Here is an 18,355-nt window from a genome sequence, read left to right on the forward strand (position 1 = left end):
TACCGCTTTCTTGATTTACTGTTATACTGCTATAATAACAACAAAATATTGAAAATAAATGATACTTATTGCTAGAAATATTGTAATTATTGCTGTTCGAAAGGAAGCCAATCCCCATGAAGCCATCTGTTCTTATTCCAGTCATCAGTCATGGTTTTGAAATGAATTACTTTAGTAAATCTCACGATTGGCTTATGAAAAATAACGAGTCTTCCCTTCATCCTTCCCAAATCCAGGATTTATTCCGATTACATAGGCACGATGTGACAGAAATCCTTGTATTTTTAGAGGGGGAGGTCGAATTTTTTTGTGAAGGTCAGTCCTATTCCCTCAAGAGAGGAGATGTTGTAATCATCCCTCCTTATGCCGTTCATCAAGCGGTTGTTAAAAATTTCGATACCTATAAACGCATCATTGTTAGTGTCAGTGAACATTTAATGGATGACTTTATGTCTAGCTCCCCCTCTATGAAAGAGCATGTTATCAATCAAAAGACACAAGGCTCCTACGTGCTCCATCTGCATGCCAAAATCTTTCAACATATCACTTCTTCTCTTCAAGAAATGAATCAAAGACTAACAAATGGGGAAAACAATCATTCCTTTTCGATCAACTATTTATTATTCCAAGTACTTCAGGACATCTTTGACCCTGCAAGCAGTATCCCAAATCTTTCTAACAAAAATGAACAAGACCCCAGATTCATAGCTATACTTGAATACATTGAATCTCATTTGACAGAGTCGGATTTAAGCTTAGATAACGTATCCGATTATTTCCATTTAAATAAATACTACTTCTCTCATTACTTCACAAAAAATATGAACCTTCCCTTTTATCGCTATGTATCCTTAAAGCGACTATCCTACGCTGTAACTATGATTAGACAAAATCAAATATCCATAGAGCATATTTCCTTAAAATGTGGATTTCCCGATTATTCCAGCTTTTATAGGCTGTTCAAAAAGGAATACAACCTTTCCCCGAAAAAGTTACAAAAAGAATTCAAACACTTACAGCCTAAATAATGAAACTAACGGCATAAACCCACACAGCTTAAAGTAAGAAAGCCTCCGCCACCCCGGCGAAGGCTCTTCCCACTTCAATTACTTTTTCGAATCCACCAGCTTCTGAATCTTATCCTGCGCGGTTTTGATCGTCGTATCGATATCCTGATTTTTCAGCATCATTTTATCGAATTCTTCTTGCATGATTTTCTCGACCTCGGCTTGATATGTCAGCGGTGTGGCTACTTTCGCAGCCGCCGTGTTTTTCAACACATACAGTAGCGATTCTTTATCTACCATAGCAGGCGACTTCGTTTTGGAAACGATTTGATCAACGACTTGATCCAGGTTTGCTTTTTTCCAAGAAGGAATGAAACGGCCCTGCAGCACGAGACCTTCGGTTGTGAACCAACGAATGAAGGTATACGCTTCTTGCTTATGCTTCGAGTTATTGTAAATGGCAAAGTTGTCTCCACCAACTGGCGTTACGTTAGGCTCTCCTTTGTTCATCGTCGGCCATGGTGCAAAGACTGTCTTGAACGTCGCTGGCACTGCGTCCGAGCCGCCTGTTTCCGCAATAATGAAGGAGCCTACAGCCATCATACTCGTATTCTGATTGAAGTATTGCGGACGGTAGTTCAGCTTCTGGCTCAGCACCTCGGCGTACGGGGTCGCTGACTTATCCTTCTCTGCCTGCAAGCGCAGCTCTAAGGATTTACGCATGAATGGCGTGTTAATATTGGCGCTTTTCCCATCATCGGTGACGAGGCCGGAGTTTTGCATTTGACCAAATTGAGCCAGGTATGTGAAGTTAATAAAGGTATGGAAAAACGTGCCGTAACGTGTTTTGCCGCCCTCGGTCTTCGTCATTTTCTTCGCATAGTCGAGGTAGTCATCCCATGTCCAGTTTTTCGGCACGGTCAGACCCGCTTCTTTCAAATGGTTTTCATTAATGGTAACGAACTGTGTCACGGATTTCCCTGGAATGCCATAGGTTTTGCCATTTAATTGTGTAGCACCCATATACTCGTCATCGATCTTGATGCCATCTTTATTCAAATAGGCGTCCAGTGGCTCGAACATGCCCAGCGCAGCACGCTGAGTCAGATAGCTCGACGCCGGGAGCATGATCACATCCATATCTTCGGCCGACGCTGCCGCAAGGTCAATTTTTTTAAGCGCTTCTAAGGAGTTGTTATCGCCAGCAGACACGAATTCCACCTTAATATTCGGATATTTCTTCTCGAAGGCATCGATGACAACATCAAAACCATCATTCTTTAAGTTGTTCCACGTATGCAGCTTGATCGTTACTGGCTTGCCACTGGCACTCGATGCTGGCGTCGTGCTGCCTTCTGTTCCTTTGGATGCACATCCTGTAAGCAGTACAACTGCTGCCGTCATGCCAATTGCGGTTTGTTTCCATGTTGTTTTCATCCTATAAATTCCCCCTAAGTCTGAATGTACTAACCCTTGACGCTTCCTGAAGCAACACCCTCAATGACATGCTTTTGACCTATGATGAAAATAATCAACAAAGGAAGAATAGCTGAAACGGCTGCTGCCATGATCAGAGATAAGTACTCGCCGTTCACATCAGCAAATTTCCGCATGCCCAGTTGAAGGGTGAACAAATGTTCGGAACGCAGGAAAATAAGTGGATTCTGATAATCATTCCATGTCCAGATGAAGCGCAAGATCATATAGGTGGCCATCGCTGGTCTCACTAACGGAAGTGTAATCCGATAAAAGGTCACCCAGTGGTTCGCACCATCCATGCGGGCAGATTCGATAATTTCGTTATGAATGCCCATGAAAAACTGCCGAAGCAAAAACGTACCGAGCACGCCTGAGGCGCCAATTAAAACAAGACCCAGATGGCTGTCGAATAAGCCTAACCAGCGGAACATGATGAATTGCGGCACGAGAATTGCTTGATGCGGAATCATGAACGTTGCAAGCACGAGTACGAAGATGAGATCGCGCCCCTTGAAGACCACTTTCGAGAAGCCGTAAGCCGCCATACAGGAGATGAGCAAAGAAAAAAGTGTCGTCATGATCGTGACTTTCAAGCTATTCCAATAATATAGCGTAAAAGGCAGGGCGCCTGCCCACACTTCGCTATAATTTTTTGAAGCCTGCCAGGTGTGAGGAATCCACTGAATCGGATAAGTCAGAACATCCAGCTCCGGCTTGAAGGAGGCGGAAAGCATCCAAACAAACGGCAGAACGAAGATAATGCCCCCAAGCGCCATGCCTAGTGTGATTAACGTGCGATAGAGTCGAATTCTTGGCATAGGATCACCTCCCGATTAATAATTTACCCATTTCTTCTGGCCAATCCATTGAATTAACGTGATAAGTAGAATGAAGAACAGCAGAATCATCCCAATAGCAGATGCATAACCAGATTTCAAATTAATGAACGCGGTTTCATATAAGTAGAACACGATAACCGATGTCGAGCCGGCCGGTCCACCATTTGTCAGAATCATGATGAGATCGAACGCTTTGAAGGACGATACAATCCCCGTTATCAGCAGGAAAAATGTTGTTGGTGACAGCATCGGCAGCGTAACGGAGAAGAATTGTTTTATCGGCGATGCACCGTCAATCCCAGCTGCTTCATATAGATCTTTAGGAATATTTTGCAAGCCTGCTAGAAAGATAATCATATTAAACCCGAGCGACGCCCACACCATAATGATCATGACGGAAAGGAGTGCATAGCTGGGATCAGCCAGCCACATCGGTGGATGTGCAATGCCTATCGATTTCAAGAAGCCATTGATCGGTCCACTGTTCGGATGAAATAAAATTCGCCAGAGAACGGCTACCGCAACAAAGCTGGAGATAAAGGGCATGAAATAGATGACTTTGAAAAAGGTTTTGAAGTAGGTGGCTGAATTAATCAGCACAGCCAAGACCAGTGACAGGAACATGGCGACGGGTACGACACCCATTAAGTAGATATTATTTTTAATCGCCCGCAAGAAGCTTTCGTCATGTAACAGACCTTGGTAATTCGTGACCCCGATGAACTTGATGTGCCCTATGCCTGTAATAAAATTCCAATCCGTAAAGGAGATCAAAGCGGACAGCAGAATCGGGATAATCGTGAGTACCGTCGTTGTAATCAACATTGGCGAGATAAACAAATAACCCGCGATTGTATCGTAAAATGACTGCTTACGCGCATAACGGGGTGTTGTCTGGCTCTTCGCATCCGTTACACTTTTGGTTAACACTTGTTCCATGTAATCACCTCAATCATCGTTGTATACGCTCATTATAGGAGCCTCGACTAGGAAATACATGAAACGAATTTTTCTATTTGCGAAAAAAAATGCGCGAATTTTTTTGGTTTTTGCAAAATTCGTTGAATGTGCTAGGCGCCAAAACTCACTATTATAGTAAGTATCCAACAGCCAAAGGAGAGACGAACGATGGATAAGAAACCGAATATTTTATTTCTGATGAGTGATGAACATCGCCCGGATGTTGCCGGTTGGGCGGGCAATACCGTTATACGCACTCCCATTATGGATAAGCTTGCTAAGGATGGTGTTGTTTTCAGCAATGCCTATACCCCTTCCCCGATCTGCATTCCCGCTCGCCAATGTATCATGTCGGGTCAGCTCCCTCGTACGAGCAAGTGCGAGAAGTTCGGGCAGGATTTAGCCCCTGGCTCCATGACCTTCGCTAGGCAATTCGCCTTAGAGGGCTATGAAACGGTCGTCAGTGGGAAGCTTCATCACCTCGGAACGGATCAAATGCAGGGCTGGACGTCACGAATCAGCGGAGATATCCAAGTAAACCCCTATTATATCGGCGGTAAGGCGATGGATCATCGCAAACATTTCGCAGAAGTCAAATGGTCGAATGCCAAAGAAATTACACGCGCTGGCGTCGGCAGAGGGCTATGCGTATCTCATGACGAGTACGCTGTGCAGGGAGCAAAGCAGTTTATCGAGGATTTTTTCTGCAATCCGTACTATGATAGAGATCAAACACAACCATTACTCCTGAAGGTAAGCTTGCTTCAACCACACTATCCATACTTTACGAGCGAAGATAAATTTAATTATTATTTAAATCGTGTAGATCCTTATTTGAACGAAGAAGTGTTTGATCATCCGTTTCTGTCCCAACATCAAGTGAAAGCAGGTTCTGATGTCACAGAGCGCGATCTGCGCCGAGCCACAGCAGCCTACTATGGGATGGTTGAAACGATCGATAGCCTGTACGGGGAAGTGCTAGATGCCCTCACCCACGCCGGGCAAAACCTCGATGACTGGATCATCGTCTATACGAGTGATCATGGCGAGATGCTGGGGGAGCATGGTATTTGGGAGAAGCAGAAGTTCTTCGAGGCAAGCGCTAGAGTTCCGCTGATCATCCGTTACCCACGGAAGTTCCCAGATGGCGGCGTTGTGGAAGAGAACGTCAATCTTTGTGACCTTTTTGCAACCTTATGCGATCTGTCCGATACGCCTGTTCCGCAAGAGCTCGATAGTCGAAGTCTTGTCCCCCTCATGGCCAAAAACGGAGAAGCGTGGAATAATGAAACCATCTCGCAATTTATGGGCACTAATCTCATGATCAAGCGCGATCATCTCAAGTATCAATATTATGGCGAAACGATGCCCGAGGTGCTATTCGATTTACACCGAAACCCGGAGGAATCGCTTAATTTCATTGATGAACCGGAGTATGCGCAGCAAGTGGTGCAGTTCCGTAAGCGTCGCGGCGAGCTAGGCTTCGGGCCTGAGGCTGATCCCTCTTATCAGAACGCAGGATACGTATAACAGCTAGAGAAACAACCTAGGGAGGTCATCCAGACATGCGATTCCTACAATATCTTCATAGACTATCACTTCGGCAGAAGCTCATTCTTACATCGATCGCATGCCTGGTATTTCCTACCTTATTGATGCTTTATGTGACCATTGTGTATTCTGAACGCATTATTCGTGAGCAGACACAAGAGAAATCTGCCCAATCGCTGCAGATCGTTCAGAATCAAATCTATAATATTTTCGATGAAATGGTTTCTATTTCCAATTTCATTCAATTCGACCCCGAGCTCCGAGGCTTGATGGAAAATGGCAAAACGGACCCGCTAGCCGCGAAACAGATCACCACACGGCTTGAACAGATCGCCGGTGAAAAGCCTGATTTGCAGTTAACTCTGCTGATGACAGACGGCCGCGCATACTCGGACTACTCATTTTACGACTGGGACCCGCTCCTCTTCATGAAGCGTTACTGGTTCCCTAAGCTAGCCAGCTTATCTGCCTATGACACGCTATTTATTGGTGCAGAGCCGAACTACCTTCCGCTTCAGGCCAAAGAAAATCCTTACGTATTCATGACTTCACGGATGCTGTACAGCGACTCGCCTAAGCCACTCGCATCGCTGATCGTGAGTCGATCCGAGAGTGCGATTCGTAATTTATTCGATGGGTTTACAGAGGATGTCTATTTGCTAGACGCCAATGATCAGATCTTATCGAACCGTAATACCGGATTCATCGGGCAATCCTTTCATACGATTATGGATGTCAACCAAGTCAACCCATCAGGCATGATTCAGCTGCATGGTACCAATCAGCTTTATACGTCCCTTCCCTTGCGCTTTGCCGGTTGGAAGCTCGTGAGTGTGGCTCCCTACGAACAACTGACAGAAAAACTCACAGGCATGTACCATTCCGGCCTCATTCTGCAAGTCCTTTTCGCAGCAGGCTTTCTGATTGCCCTTGTCTACCTGCTACAGCGTTTCACAAAGCCGATCAAAGTACTGGGTCTTGTGGTGCAAAAAGTCGAAGCTGGCGACATGAGTGTCCGCTCGAATATTCGAGGCGGTGACGAAGTCGGGCAGTTCGGCCGCTCTTTTGACAACATGCTGGACCGCATCTTGGAGATGTTGGAGCATGTGAAACTCGAGCAAGAACTGAAGCGTCATGCGGAGCTAGCTATGCTGCAAGCCCAGATTCATCCGCATTTTCTTTTTAACGTGCTAAGCTCGATACGCTTGAAGCTGTTGATGAAGGAGGATAAAGAGAACGCCGAACTAGTCGAATCCCTGTCTTCCCTGCTCCGTGCGATGATTTCCAATCAACTGGAGTTCATTCCCTTACATGCCGAGCTTGCCACGATTAAGCAGTATATGGATTTGATGAATTTTGCCATTCGGCATCCTGCTGCCGTATTTGTAGATGTGGCCCCCGAGCTGCTGATGGAAGAAATACCGCGATTTATCCTTCAGCCTCTCATCGAGAATGCCTATAAGCATGGCTTTAATCGCAAGAAGGGCACTATCGTAATCCGTGCTCAGAAGACGGGCAGCACCTTACTCATTACGATCAAAGACGATGGCAAAGGGATGGATGACGTGACCCTCCGGCAATTACAAGAACGCCTCCTTCGCAACAAGCAGCAGATCGTCATCCAATCCGCGATGCTGGATGGCACACGTTCTTCCGGTATCGGTCTTTCGAATGTATACGAACGGCTTAAATTGATTTATGGCGATCTTTTCGAGATGAACATTCACAGCCAGCCACAACAAGGAATGACGATTGAACTCCATATTCCTGCTGATTTCAGAAGGAGTGAACCTCTTGTATAAAGTCGTGCTCGCTGATGATCATATACCGATCCTAGATTATTTAACCTCAAGCATCCCTTGGGAATCCTTAGGATTAACCCTTGTGGCCGCTTGTGCCGACGGTGAAGAAGCCCTCGAGGCCTGCGAGCTGCATCGCCCTAACATCCTCCTTACCGACATCGGAATGCCGATTATGGATGGCATCGAGCTCTTAGAGAAGGTTCGCGCTAGCAATCCGCAGTTAAAAACGATTATCCTTTCCTGCCACGAAGATTTTCACTATGCGCAGAAAGCCGTTAAATTGCATGTAAGCGAGTATGTGCTTAAGGAGAGCTTGCAGATCGAGCATCTCATCGAGCTGCTCCAAACGCTCGTCTCGCAGATGAATGAGGAAAGAACTGCGAAGCAGGACGTCCGCAAGCTGCAGGCAGTCGTGCAGCAAAACAGCTCCGTCATCCGTTCCACCTTCCTGCGAACGTTGCTCGAGCAGCCTGTACTGAACGCAGCCGAGTGGGCAGAGAAGGCCGCGTCCTTCGGCATCCACCTGAAAGATGGCAGCTGCTATCTGCCTGTTCTCGCTTTACCCGAGCGCATCGCCGATGTGGAGTCACGTTTTGGCGGCGCTCATTTGGTGCAGTTTGTGCTGGATAACACCTTAAACGAGTCGATATCTACCGAGGGCTGCGTTAATCTCTCTCTGGATGAGCGGCACGCGATCCTGCTGTTTCCCTTCCCCAGAACGTTGAAACGAAACATACATGAAGAAATCCGTACCGCGCTCCACCAGGCGCAGCAGGCTTTCCACCATTACATGCGCATCGATATCTCGCTCTATATCGGGGAGCTCTGTGATGATCTGCCTTCGTTGAAAAAGCAAATCCAAGCGTTGCTGGATGCCAAGTTATTTCGTTTCTATGCCGGAGAAAAGCGAATCGGACCTGTTGTACCCATGGTGCCCACGGACGACGACCTCTTCGTACATTACTCCGAAGCTGTTCAAGATTTCCGCACCTGTATCCAGAGCAGCAATGAAGAGGATCTGCAAGCTGCGATGACCAAATGGTTCGGGCTCTTTCGAACCAAACACTATCCTGTAGATACCGTGCGCAGCTGGATGGTCAATCTGGTGATGGAGCTGGAGCTCAAATATATCGTGATGCAGCATTTTGTCTCGAATTTCAAGGCCGAGCTGCTGCACCAGACTATTTATGCGATCGTTACACTGGATCATCTGCAAGAGTGGACGCATCAGTTTCTCTTGGATAAAAGAGCAGCCGTACAAGCGCTCAGCCATCACACCGTGCGCAAAGAAATCGCCGATGCGAAGCGCTATATCCTGCTTCATCTAGGCGAACGGACCAGTATGGAAGAAATGGCGGGTCGCCTGAACCTGAACCCCTCCCATTTCAGCCGCCTGTTCAAAAAAGAAACCGGTGAAACCTTCGTCGAGTTCGTCACTCGCTCCAAAATGGAGCGCGCGCGCGAACTTTTAGACACCTCCGATGCGAGTATTGAACAAATCGCGGAGCAGCTTGGTTTTGAACATACGAGCTATTTTATCAAGCTGTTTCGCGGGTTTACGCAGTTGTCTCCTTCGGAGTATAGGAGGAGGATGTAGGGATGATGTAGGGAGATGCTAGGATGCGCCGCCGATAGACTCACCGCCAGTTAGTGCCGCATCCGTTGGGCTTTGGTAGCAAAAAAGACAACCGGGATCGGTTGTCTTTTTGGGTTGTATGCTGCTAGGGTGAAGGCCTTAGAGTCTCAAAGATACGAGTCCAAGTTCACAATTAAGTTACTTGTGTCGCCAAGTGAGCACCATCGGTGAAAACTTCAGGTCCAATGGTTGTGAACTGAGGCTACTGTCCAAGCAACTTGTGGTGCCCATGTGAGCCCCTGCTGCCCGTTTGGGAACGTAGATCCCTTATTTCTCGGAATTTACGCAAAAATCCGGAGTAACGGAACGTGAGTACGCTATTTGCTCGCTTTCCCCTATTTTAGGTTAAAAACAACAAAATAGCGGATCCTCGTTCCCTATCTCGCCAATTCCAGCTTATCTGGTTGAAATAGCGGAACTACGTTCCCTTCCTCCAGCTGCGGTTCCAGTTCTTCTCCAACTACTGTATTAGCTTCCAGTTCAAGCATCTGATCTTGCGTTTCACTCTTGCTACTGCTAGTACATCAGCTTCCAGCTCGAACTCCTGATGCTGCTCGTCCCCAACCAGAAGTTTCACACATTGAAACCAAAACCCTAAATCTCAATATCCACGATCAAGCTGTCCACTCGGCCAACCTCGCGAATGTAGGCAGCAACCGCTTGATGCTCTGGGTTAGGGCCGTAAGCAGCCAGCGCTGTGCGATCCTCGAATCGTACAGATAATACAACTTGGAAACCTTGATTTTTCTCAGAAAAGTTAATGCCCGCTTGAATATCCACGATACCTGTAAGATGAGCGCGAAGCGCTTTAAAGCGGTCAACGACCTCTTGAAGCTGCTCCTGCGTAGTCGTTTCACCAAATTTAACAAGGACGATATGATCGATCATGGGTGTGTACCTTCTTTCTATTTTCGTTAAGGGAATAAATAATCAACGTCCCTAATCTTATGACAAAATGGCGATCGAAGCAATTCATAACTTCCGATACCCTCGGGCTAAGCTCGGCTACCGTTACTTGCCAGCCAAAGCTGCAATTCGATCCGAAGCTAGCACCTTCACTCCTGTTTGACCCGACTTCGCTGAACGAATTAGCCCCGTCGCTATCGTGCTCTCATGAATCGGACGATACGTCCGCAGACGGCCCACCATAAGCGGGGTAATCGCTCGAGACAATAGGATACCCAGCTTCTCCCCTAGACGACGCTCGTCTCGATCACCTAGGATCAGCGAAGGTCTAAGCAAGTATACGGCACGCAGCCGCAGCTTCCGCAGCCGATCCTCTACCTCACCTTTGACCTTGTTGTAGAAAAAGGCAGAATTGCGGTCCGCGCCCATCGCGGTCACGATCGCGAAAGCATCGGCCTGTCCCTTGCTTGCTAATTCAGCTAGCTGTAAGGGATAATCGAGGTCTACTCTACGAAATTGTTGCTGGGAACCAGCCTTTTTGATTGTCGTGCCTAAGGTGCAAAAAACATGTGCATGCGCGATTTCAGATGCCTTGAGTGCATCTCCCAGCTTATTGAAATCGATAACCCGTTGTTCGACTTTCCCCTGCCCACCCAGATTTTCACCGCTCGTTTTCTTACGAACAAGCGCAATCACGCGATCATAATCTGAATCTGCTGCAAGCTGCTTGATTAATTCTCTTCCGACAAGACCTGTTCCGCCTGCAACAATTGCTGTTTGTCCCTTCATAGCACGCCTCCAGCTCCTATTTTACACATGATCCTCATCTATCCCTCTGCGATCAATCTCAACACGGTTTCTACCGCCGGATTTCGCCCGATAGAGGGCATGATCCGCGCGAGAAACCATGTCTTCCAGCACCATGGTCCCATATTCCAGCGTATGTGCATATTCCGCGATCCCCATGCTTGCCGTAATTTTAACAGTAATCTGTTCATTCCTGTAGGGCTCTGCCATTAACAGCTCTCGCAATTCCGCCGCTAACGCAGCCGTTTCTTGCGCATCTTGGCGCAGAAGCAGCACGATGAACTCCTCCCCGCCATATCGAGCAGCGATCACATCCGGGCCTTCATACCGTTTCAGAATACCCGCGACATGGTGGAGCACGCCATCACCGACTAAATGACCGTACGTATCATTAATTTTCTTGAAATAATCAATATCCATCATCATGACCGAGCACGTATGGCCGGAGGCGATACAATGCTGTAATTGCGCATTTCCTTTCAGCATCATATAACGACGGTTATGCATCTCGGTTAACTGATCCATCCATGCCGAGTACTCCAACAAGGATATGTTCGATTTCAAGCGATCCGACATCAAATTAAACGTGGTAACTAATTGTTTGAGTTCAGCCGGAGCTGTTCTAATTTTGTCAGCATTGATTTGATAATCATAATTCCCTTTTTGGATAACCTTGGTGGCTCGCAATAAATACCGTATGGGCCTCTCAATCTTCGAAGCAATCATAATCGCAGCGACAATACTGAGTAGAAGCGCTATCAATGAAATAATAATGATAGTTATGCCTAAGGCATTCAGCTTATGAAATACTTCTTTCTGCGTAATTTCACCAACGACAAGCCAAGCTTTCTCCTGAGACCATTGATACTCTCCATAAACACGCTCGCCCCGGAATCCTGTATATGCGGTTCGAACAGTACTGTTGGTGATGGCACGATGATAAATTTCTGAAGTAACCTGCTGTGTGATGCCATTCACCCCGGAATGATTAGAGGCAGTTACAATATTCCCTTGCCCATCCAGGACATAGACTTCACCTGAATCGCCAAAACTTAGCCGTGAGATTAGTTTATTCAACATCTCAAGTGTGACAATCCCCACCACCACACCTTTGAAGTCATTATGATCGCCTAGAACAGGTGCGGAGAATGTAATAATCGGTATCCCTGATTCCTTTGTCACAATGACACCAGAGATGAAGCTTTTCTTGTCCTTCCCCCGGATGTAATACTGCCGATCCCCTACATACATCTGTTTCTTAGGATCCGTGTCGGATCGAATATAACCGTCGGGCTCCACGAACATAATGGATGCGAATTCCGAATTCACTTGCGCATAATCTTGAAATTCTCGTTTTAAATCACCAATATGATGAAACTTCGCATTATCGGAAAGCGTAAATCGTTTAATCGCATCCAGTTTCTCTTGATTCCACCGCTCGATATATAAACTTTGCAAAGCAATCACTTGTTTCAATTGAACGCTGGCTTCATCTAGCCGATTTTTCTTCTCTATAGAATAAAAAGGAACAATGATAGAGAACGCAAGGATCACGATACTGGCACTGATCCAGAGTTGAAGTCTCATTTTAATGGTATGATTGGAAAAAAGAGAAAGCATGCGCCCCATCAAGGTTTCCCCCCTTTTCATTCGATTTATCACTATTATACCTTATATTCGGACTAAAATAGACAGAATCCGCTTTATTTCGTCATAAGCGTTTGAATATTCCTATATCTTGATAGGTTTGTAAAGATGGGCTCTTTGGCTTATGCTATTTCCTAAGTAGAAAAGAGGTTATGATCCCGATGAAAATTCTCGTACTAACTGAAAAACCAAGTGTCGCCAAGGAAATCGCACGTGTGCTCGGCTGTAATCAGAAGCAAAAACACCATTACGAAGGTGCCAAATATGTCGTCACTTGGGCGCTTGGCCATCTCGTCACACTCGCTGAGCCCGATGATTATGATCCGAAATATAAGACGTGGAACCTTGAAGACCTACCTATTATTCCGAGCAAAATGAAGCTCAAAGTTATGAAAGAAACGTCGCAGCAATACCGTGCGATCGAGCATCTCAGCCGGCGGGGTGACCTTGCAGAACTGGTCATTGCGACGGATGCGGGGCGCGAAGGCGAACTCGTCGCGCGCTGGATTATGGAGCTGATCCGCTGGAAGAAGCCGTTCAAACGGCTTTGGATCTCGTCGCAGACGGATCAGGCGATTCGCGAGGGCTTCGCGCAGCTGAAGCCCGGCACGGACTACAACCGGCTGTATCAGGCAGCCGTCTGCCGTTCCGAGGCCGATTGGCTCATCGGCCTCAATGTGACGCGCGCGCTGACCAGCAAGTTCGGCGCGTCCTTGTCCGCTGGGCGTGTGCAGACGCCCACGCTGGCTATGATGATCAACCGTGAGGCGGAAATCCGGGATTTCCGGTCCGTCGACTACTGGTTGATCGAAGCCGAGCTCGGGTCCTTTCGCGCCCAATGGCGGGACCCGAAAACCGGCGACTCGCGCATCTTTGATCGCGAGCGTGCCGATGCCTTAAAAGCCAAGCTGCACGGCCAGAGCGGCCGCATCGTGCAGGTGCAGCAAACCGAGAAGCAGATCCCGCATCCGCTCGCTTATGATTTGACCGAGCTGCAGCGCGATGCGAATCGCAAATTCGGCTTCTCTGCCAAACAGACATCGAACGTGCTGCAGCGGTTGTATGAGCAGTATAAGCTCGTGACGTATCCGCGAACAGACTCGCGCTACTTGACCTCCGATATGGTTCCGACCCTGCTCGGACGATTAAAAGGCGCAGCAATCGGCCCTTATGCAGCGCTGGCTGCACCGTTTATTCGCAAGCCGCTGACCATCACGAAACGGATTGTTGATGACAGCAAAGTAAGCGATCATCATGCGATTATCCCGACAGGAGAAGCGATCTCACTCGCCACGTTAAGTGCGGATGAACGCCGCCTGTATGACCTTATCCTCCGCAGGTTCCTCGCGTTGTTCAGCGGGCCTTGCCGGTATGATGAAACGAAGCTGACGATCGAAATCGCCGGAGAGAAGCTCTATGCTTCTGGCAAAGTTGTGAAACAGGCGGGCTGGAAAGAGGTATACGGTGCGACGGACTTCACAGATCCGGACCGAGACGAAGCTGATTCCGAGGATGATTCGTCAGCTCAATTACTGCCAAAAGCTTCGGAGAAAGAAGCCGTAACTGCACGCAACATCAGACAAATCGGCCGTCAGACGAAGCCGCCTTCTCGGCATAACGAAGCTTCCTTGCTCTCACAAATGGAAAAATTCGGCCTAGGCACACCTGCAACGCGCGCCGATATTATCGAGAAGCTCGTGTCCTCCGACACCATCGAGCGTCAAGGCTCTTTGCTGATGCCTACCGGCAAGGGCACTCAGCTTATTGAACTCGCCTCCGAGGAGCTTCGCTCACCAGAACTAACTGCTCGCTGGGAGCAGGAACTTGAGCGAATTTCCAAAGGGAAAGGCAGCATGGAAGCTTTCCTTAGCGGCATTCGCAAGAAAGCAGCGGAGCTGGTTGATGAGGTGAAACGAAGCTCCGCTGCGTATAAACCTCATAATTTAACCGGCAGTAAATGCCCGGATTGCGGTGAGCTGCTGCAAGAAGTGAAAGGCAAACGCGGCCGTTACCTTGTGTGCTCAAGTCGCGAGTGCTCCTATAAACGGGAAGCCGACGGTCAATTAACGAACCATCGGTGTCCGCATTGTCATAAAAAAATGGAACTCCACACGGGTAAAGCCGGCAAGTATTTCCAATGCCGTCCGTGCAATGTCGTAGAGAAAATCGATGGGGAGTCTACCGGCGGTGGTCGCAAAGCGAATGCCAAAGCCAACCGACAACTGATCGAGAAGTTCTCCGATCAAGCTCAGCTGGGTAACTCACTCGCAGACAAGCTGCTTGCTGCTTTGCAGCAAAAGAAGGAAGAATAACTCATAAAGCCCAAGCGACGCTTCATCGCTTGGGCTTTTGTACACTATAATCAACATTTACATGCTCATGTTATTCGCATACTGGTAACAATTAAGTGGTACTTTTCGTTAAAATTCTGCCTTTTACGGCTAACTCGAGTTCTTCCAAGTTCGTAATGCCTAAACTAATCAGTGCGTCTCCCGCTTCCATATGAACATTCGCTAGGATATGCATACTGGTGTTGGGAACAAGCGATTTACGAAATTCATGAAAAAGAACCGCGTTATACGTTTTGAGAACGGTCAAAAACTCAACTGTAGGCGTAACAAAGCCTCTCGTTTCTGACGATCGCCAGAAAAAATCCCTGACATACATAATATCTGAACCTGTTCGGTTCAGCTTTCGAATCATCGCAAAAAACTCATCAACAAGTGCTTGTCGATCCGCCTTCATATGACATCCCTCCACTTGCATTTGCCTACTTGAAGGATATCATAAATAGTTCTTTAGATCTAGTATTTAGAGAAAAAGAAGGACTTTCGTCCCTAAATTTGTACTTTTCTTCCTTTTCTCTTCCAATTTACTCTCTGTGACAGCAGCATGTCCACCACATACAGCACAACACCTAAATTAATGGCCATGTCCGCTAGATTCATAACCCCATTCCCCGAGTGAATGACGATGAAATCCGTGACCTTCCCGAAGAGCAGCCGCTCAATTCCGTTCCCAATCGCTCCACCGACAAGCAGCGCTGCTGCAATTTCCTTCATGGTGCCTTGCAGGCCGCCTTTTCTACGGTACCACCAGATTCCGGCTACAATCAGAACCGCTAGCAAGCCTAATAAAGGAGCCCATCCTTGCAACGAGCTGCCGGCTGCCCCACTATTTTGATAATACGTAAATGAAATGAAATCTTTATAAAAGGGCATGGATTCCCCAACCTTGAGCACATTGCGTATCCAATACTTAGACATCTGATCAACAGCCGTTATCACAAAAATAATCGAATAAAATAACATCGTTCATCTCTCTCCTATCGTGATTCTGACTTCTCGCTTTACTTTTCTATTTTACTTGAAAATCGTACCTAACTGCTAATTCTGCGCTCACCGTCTTCGCGCATGCCAAAAAGCCACCTCAGTCCATGTCCTGTGGCGGCTCTTCTTCCTTTTTACATAATCACAATCCAATGAAATCGACCTCGGCTACATCAGGCTAAACCGTAACCTCAACTTAAACTCATTAACGTCCGGTATAATTCTCCTGGTGTATGAACGAGATAGTCCGGGTGGCCGCTGCTTAACAGCTGTGGAGAATCATACCCCCACGTCACGGCGATGATGGGTACGCCCAATTTTTTGCAAGATTCAATATCCCGCAATTCATCCCCCACATAAATCATCCGTGTAGGCGATGTTCCCCATTGCTTCATCACTTTGCGAATCGAGTGGTGCTTTCCGAAGATATGCTTCGCCGATATGATCTCCTTAAACGCGCTCTCCAGCTTATTTTTCCTCAAAAATAGACGGATGTTTGCCTCTGAATTGGAAGAAAGTATTGAACTCTTCAACCCTTGTGAGGAAAGCTTCGCAATGATCTCTTTCATGCCAGGTACGATCTGCACCGTTCGGATATTCTCATGATACAGCTGTCGCCCTGCGACCATAAGCTTAGGAATTTGAAGCACAGGTACGCCTAACCGGTCTACACGTTCAGAGATTGACATGGAGCGCAGCGACATCAGGTCTTGCTCACGAATAGGACGAAACCGATGCTGGACAGCCATTTCATTGTAAAGCTTAACCAGCAGTGCTCTTGAATCGACGAGTGTCCCATCAAAATCAAACAGAATGTGCTTTACCATCTTGGTGTATATACAAATAAGGCCGGACCCTCGGGCGGCACTTGGCGAATTTGGTTATGAATAAACTCTTGGGCTGGATCTAGGACCACATGCGGATTATTCACCGTCCGTAAATCCTCCCACACACAGGACACACTTCGCTCGTAGCCCGCCGCACTACCTGCGAACATTTTACAACCTTTGCAAAACTGCTCCTTCTGCTGCGCGTCTAGCTTCACAATTTTATTACGAAGACAACAGTAAATTTCATTTACTGCGTTAGCTACATTAACATGAGTAATCAGAGCCATTTACCGTCAACTCCTTGCGGCACTTAGAGTGTGTAATAGTAAGTTTATCGCACTACTATTAAGTGTATGACACAATTTTGTAAACGGAATAACATTTCGCACGATGCACCGTCCAAATTTGCTACAATAAGGAAAGACTATGTGATTTGGAGGATTCCCCCCATGCAAGACGCGATGCATTATGTGATTCCGGTTCTCATCATTGGCTTTATTATCTATCGACGAACCAAGCGCTCCATTGGCTTTCAAAAGCTTTCCCGTGGCCGCCTCACCTTTCGTCTGTCGCTGTTCAGTATCCTCGGTGTCATCATCTTCCTCCTTGGCTTTGTGCATCCCATTCATTTCATTGGGTATTTAATCGGCCTTGCTGGCGGTACCTTCCTAGGTCTCACCGCAATTCGCCATACCCGCTTCGAGCATCGAAGTGATGGCTGGTACTATCGGACACACCTCTGGGTCGAAGTCACCGTGCTTATTCTATTCCTTGGCCGTATCGCTTACCGCTACGCCTCGATTGCCATTTCCACAGGGTCAACCACCCAAATCAATCCTGCTGATTTCTCACAATTCTCCAAAGATCCCGTCACCGCAGGCGTCTTCTTCATCATCGTGTCGTACTATGTGTTATTTTTCGGATATTTGCTGCGGGAAGGTGCTAAATTGGATGCTACTGCTCCGACAGATGGCTCCGTTGGTGGTGCTGGTGCTGGAAACAGTGGAACAGGGACGGGAGCTCATCCATCACAAGCGGGTGTTCGGATTCTGGACTAGCGGGATTTGTGTACGCCGATGAATTGGACTGATCTTGAGTAATGCTGAATTGCTGAAATAGTGTACTCGTTAAAACCTGCAACCCTGCAACCCTGCAACCCTGCAACCCTGCAACCCTGCAACCCTGCAACCCACGGACATTATCCCGATTCTACTGGAAATGTCCAGTGTAAACTCCCAATTTTGGCGGAAAAAGAGCAATCCATTGGATTTCTCCAGTGAATTATCCGAATAATGGCTGAAAAAGGCCACTCTTTCTACTCCGGAGTGGATTTGTCCAATGAAATCTAATTTTTAGCTACTTTTAAGGGCAATCTGGTGTATTTATCCAATGGGGCGCGTGATTTGCGGTGGTGGTTTGTAGGAAGTTTCGTGTTTCAAGGCGAGGACTTGAGGTGGAGCTGCTCATGTTCAGTTACATTCAAGGAAAAGGGATGCTCCCATTGGTCAGATGACCTTGGGAGCATCCCTTTTTATGTGTGCAATAGTAAGATTCAGCAAAGC

Annotated in this window: 16 protein-coding genes; 6 read left to right on the forward strand and 10 right to left on the reverse strand. The window is 47.2% G+C overall.

Features of this window, described 5'->3' with window-relative positions; translation table 11 throughout:
- The first annotated feature begins 116 nt into the window (after positions 1-116).
- Complete coding sequence (locus A8709_RS12760) at positions 117-1,028, forward strand: helix-turn-helix domain-containing protein (protein ID WP_065852776.1); 912 nt, start codon at positions 117-119, stop codon at positions 1,026-1,028.
- 78 nt (positions 1,029-1,106) lie between these two features.
- Here A8709_RS12760 and A8709_RS12765 read toward each other — a convergent pair whose 3' ends face one another.
- Genes A8709_RS12765 through A8709_RS12775 form a run of 3 tightly spaced genes read right to left on the reverse strand, consistent with a single transcriptional unit; the run spans position 1,107 to position 4,264 of the window.
- Positions 1,107-2,444: an ABC transporter substrate-binding protein gene (locus A8709_RS12765; RefSeq protein WP_065852777.1), complete on the reverse strand. Its 1,338-nt coding sequence runs from the start codon at positions 2,442-2,444 to the stop codon at positions 1,107-1,109.
- 29 nt (positions 2,445-2,473) lie between these two features.
- Positions 2,474-3,304, reverse strand: coding sequence for a carbohydrate ABC transporter permease (locus A8709_RS12770; protein WP_065852778.1), 831 nt, complete (start codon positions 3,302-3,304; stop codon positions 2,474-2,476).
- Positions 3,305-3,319: 15 nt separating this feature from the next.
- The gene (locus A8709_RS12775) at positions 3,320-4,264 is read right to left on the reverse strand and encodes a carbohydrate ABC transporter permease (RefSeq protein ID WP_065852779.1); all 945 of its coding nucleotides are present in this window, start codon (positions 4,262-4,264) and stop codon (positions 3,320-3,322) included.
- A 189-nt stretch (positions 4,265-4,453) separates the two neighbouring features.
- Between A8709_RS12775 and A8709_RS12780 the strand changes: the two genes are divergently transcribed.
- From A8709_RS12780 to A8709_RS12790, 3 genes are read left to right on the forward strand one after another with little or no spacing between them, the layout of a single operon-like run.
- Positions 4,454-5,815 (forward strand): sulfatase-like hydrolase/transferase, encoded by a 1,362-nt coding sequence (locus A8709_RS12780; protein ID WP_065852780.1) that lies wholly within the window; start codon positions 4,454-4,456, stop codon positions 5,813-5,815.
- Positions 5,816-5,850: 35 nt separating this feature from the next.
- Complete coding sequence (locus tag A8709_RS12785; RefSeq protein ID WP_065852781.1) at positions 5,851-7,638, forward strand: cache domain-containing sensor histidine kinase; 1,788 nt, start codon at positions 5,851-5,853, stop codon at positions 7,636-7,638.
- Positions 7,622-9,235: a helix-turn-helix domain-containing protein gene (locus A8709_RS12790; protein ID WP_244163179.1), complete on the forward strand. Its 1,614-nt coding sequence runs from the start codon at positions 7,622-7,624 to the stop codon at positions 9,233-9,235. The genes A8709_RS12785 and A8709_RS12790 overlap by 17 nt, the downstream gene beginning before the upstream one ends.
- A gap of 633 nt (positions 9,236-9,868) precedes the next feature.
- On the opposite strand, the gene A8709_RS12795 is transcribed toward A8709_RS12790, so the two are convergent.
- The 3 genes from A8709_RS12795 to A8709_RS12805 all read right to left on the reverse strand — a co-directional run bounded on the left by A8709_RS12795 (position 9,869) and on the right by A8709_RS12805 (position 12,616).
- Complete coding sequence (locus A8709_RS12795) at positions 9,869-10,162, reverse strand: Dabb family protein (RefSeq protein WP_065852783.1); 294 nt, start codon at positions 10,160-10,162, stop codon at positions 9,869-9,871.
- A 123-nt stretch (positions 10,163-10,285) separates the two neighbouring features.
- Positions 10,286-10,969, reverse strand: a complete 684-nt coding sequence (locus A8709_RS12800) for an NAD(P)H-binding protein (protein ID WP_065852784.1) — start codon at positions 10,967-10,969, stop codon at positions 10,286-10,288.
- Between the two features lie 21 nt (positions 10,970-10,990).
- Positions 10,991-12,616: a sensor domain-containing diguanylate cyclase gene (locus A8709_RS12805; protein WP_065852785.1), complete on the reverse strand. Its 1,626-nt coding sequence runs from the start codon at positions 12,614-12,616 to the stop codon at positions 10,991-10,993.
- 179 nt (positions 12,617-12,795) lie between these two features.
- Between A8709_RS12805 and A8709_RS12810 the strand changes: the two genes are divergently transcribed.
- On the forward strand, positions 12,796-14,946 hold the full coding sequence (locus tag A8709_RS12810; protein ID WP_065852786.1) for a DNA topoisomerase III: 2,151 nt from the start codon (positions 12,796-12,798) through the stop codon (positions 14,944-14,946).
- Positions 14,947-15,037: 91 nt separating this feature from the next.
- On the opposite strand, the gene A8709_RS12815 is transcribed toward A8709_RS12810, so the two are convergent.
- The 4 genes from A8709_RS12815 to A8709_RS12830 form a co-directional block, all read right to left on the reverse strand.
- Positions 15,038-15,379, reverse strand: coding sequence for a hypothetical protein (locus A8709_RS12815; protein ID WP_065852787.1), 342 nt, complete (start codon positions 15,377-15,379; stop codon positions 15,038-15,040).
- A gap of 92 nt (positions 15,380-15,471) precedes the next feature.
- The gene (gene lspA, locus A8709_RS12820) at positions 15,472-15,945 is read right to left on the reverse strand and encodes a signal peptidase II (protein WP_065852788.1); all 474 of its coding nucleotides are present in this window, start codon (positions 15,943-15,945) and stop codon (positions 15,472-15,474) included.
- A gap of 209 nt (positions 15,946-16,154) precedes the next feature.
- Positions 16,155-16,790: an HAD-IA family hydrolase gene (locus tag A8709_RS12825; RefSeq protein WP_065852789.1), complete on the reverse strand. Its 636-nt coding sequence runs from the start codon at positions 16,788-16,790 to the stop codon at positions 16,155-16,157.
- Positions 16,784-17,080, reverse strand: a complete 297-nt coding sequence (locus A8709_RS12830) for a hypothetical protein (protein WP_065852790.1) — start codon at positions 17,078-17,080, stop codon at positions 16,784-16,786. Before A8709_RS12830 ends, A8709_RS12825 begins: the two co-directional genes overlap by 7 nt.
- Positions 17,081-17,242: 162 nt before the next feature.
- On the opposite strand from A8709_RS12830, the gene A8709_RS12835 reads away from it, so the two are divergent.
- Positions 17,243-17,851: a CcdC protein domain-containing protein gene (locus A8709_RS12835; protein ID WP_065852791.1), complete on the forward strand. Its 609-nt coding sequence runs from the start codon at positions 17,243-17,245 to the stop codon at positions 17,849-17,851.
- The last annotated feature ends 504 nt before the right edge of the window (positions 17,852-18,355 follow it).

Source organism: Paenibacillus pectinilyticus (assembly GCF_001700435.1).
Lineage (GTDB): Bacteria > Bacillota > Bacilli > Paenibacillales > NBRC-103111 > Paenibacillus_E > Paenibacillus_E pectinilyticus.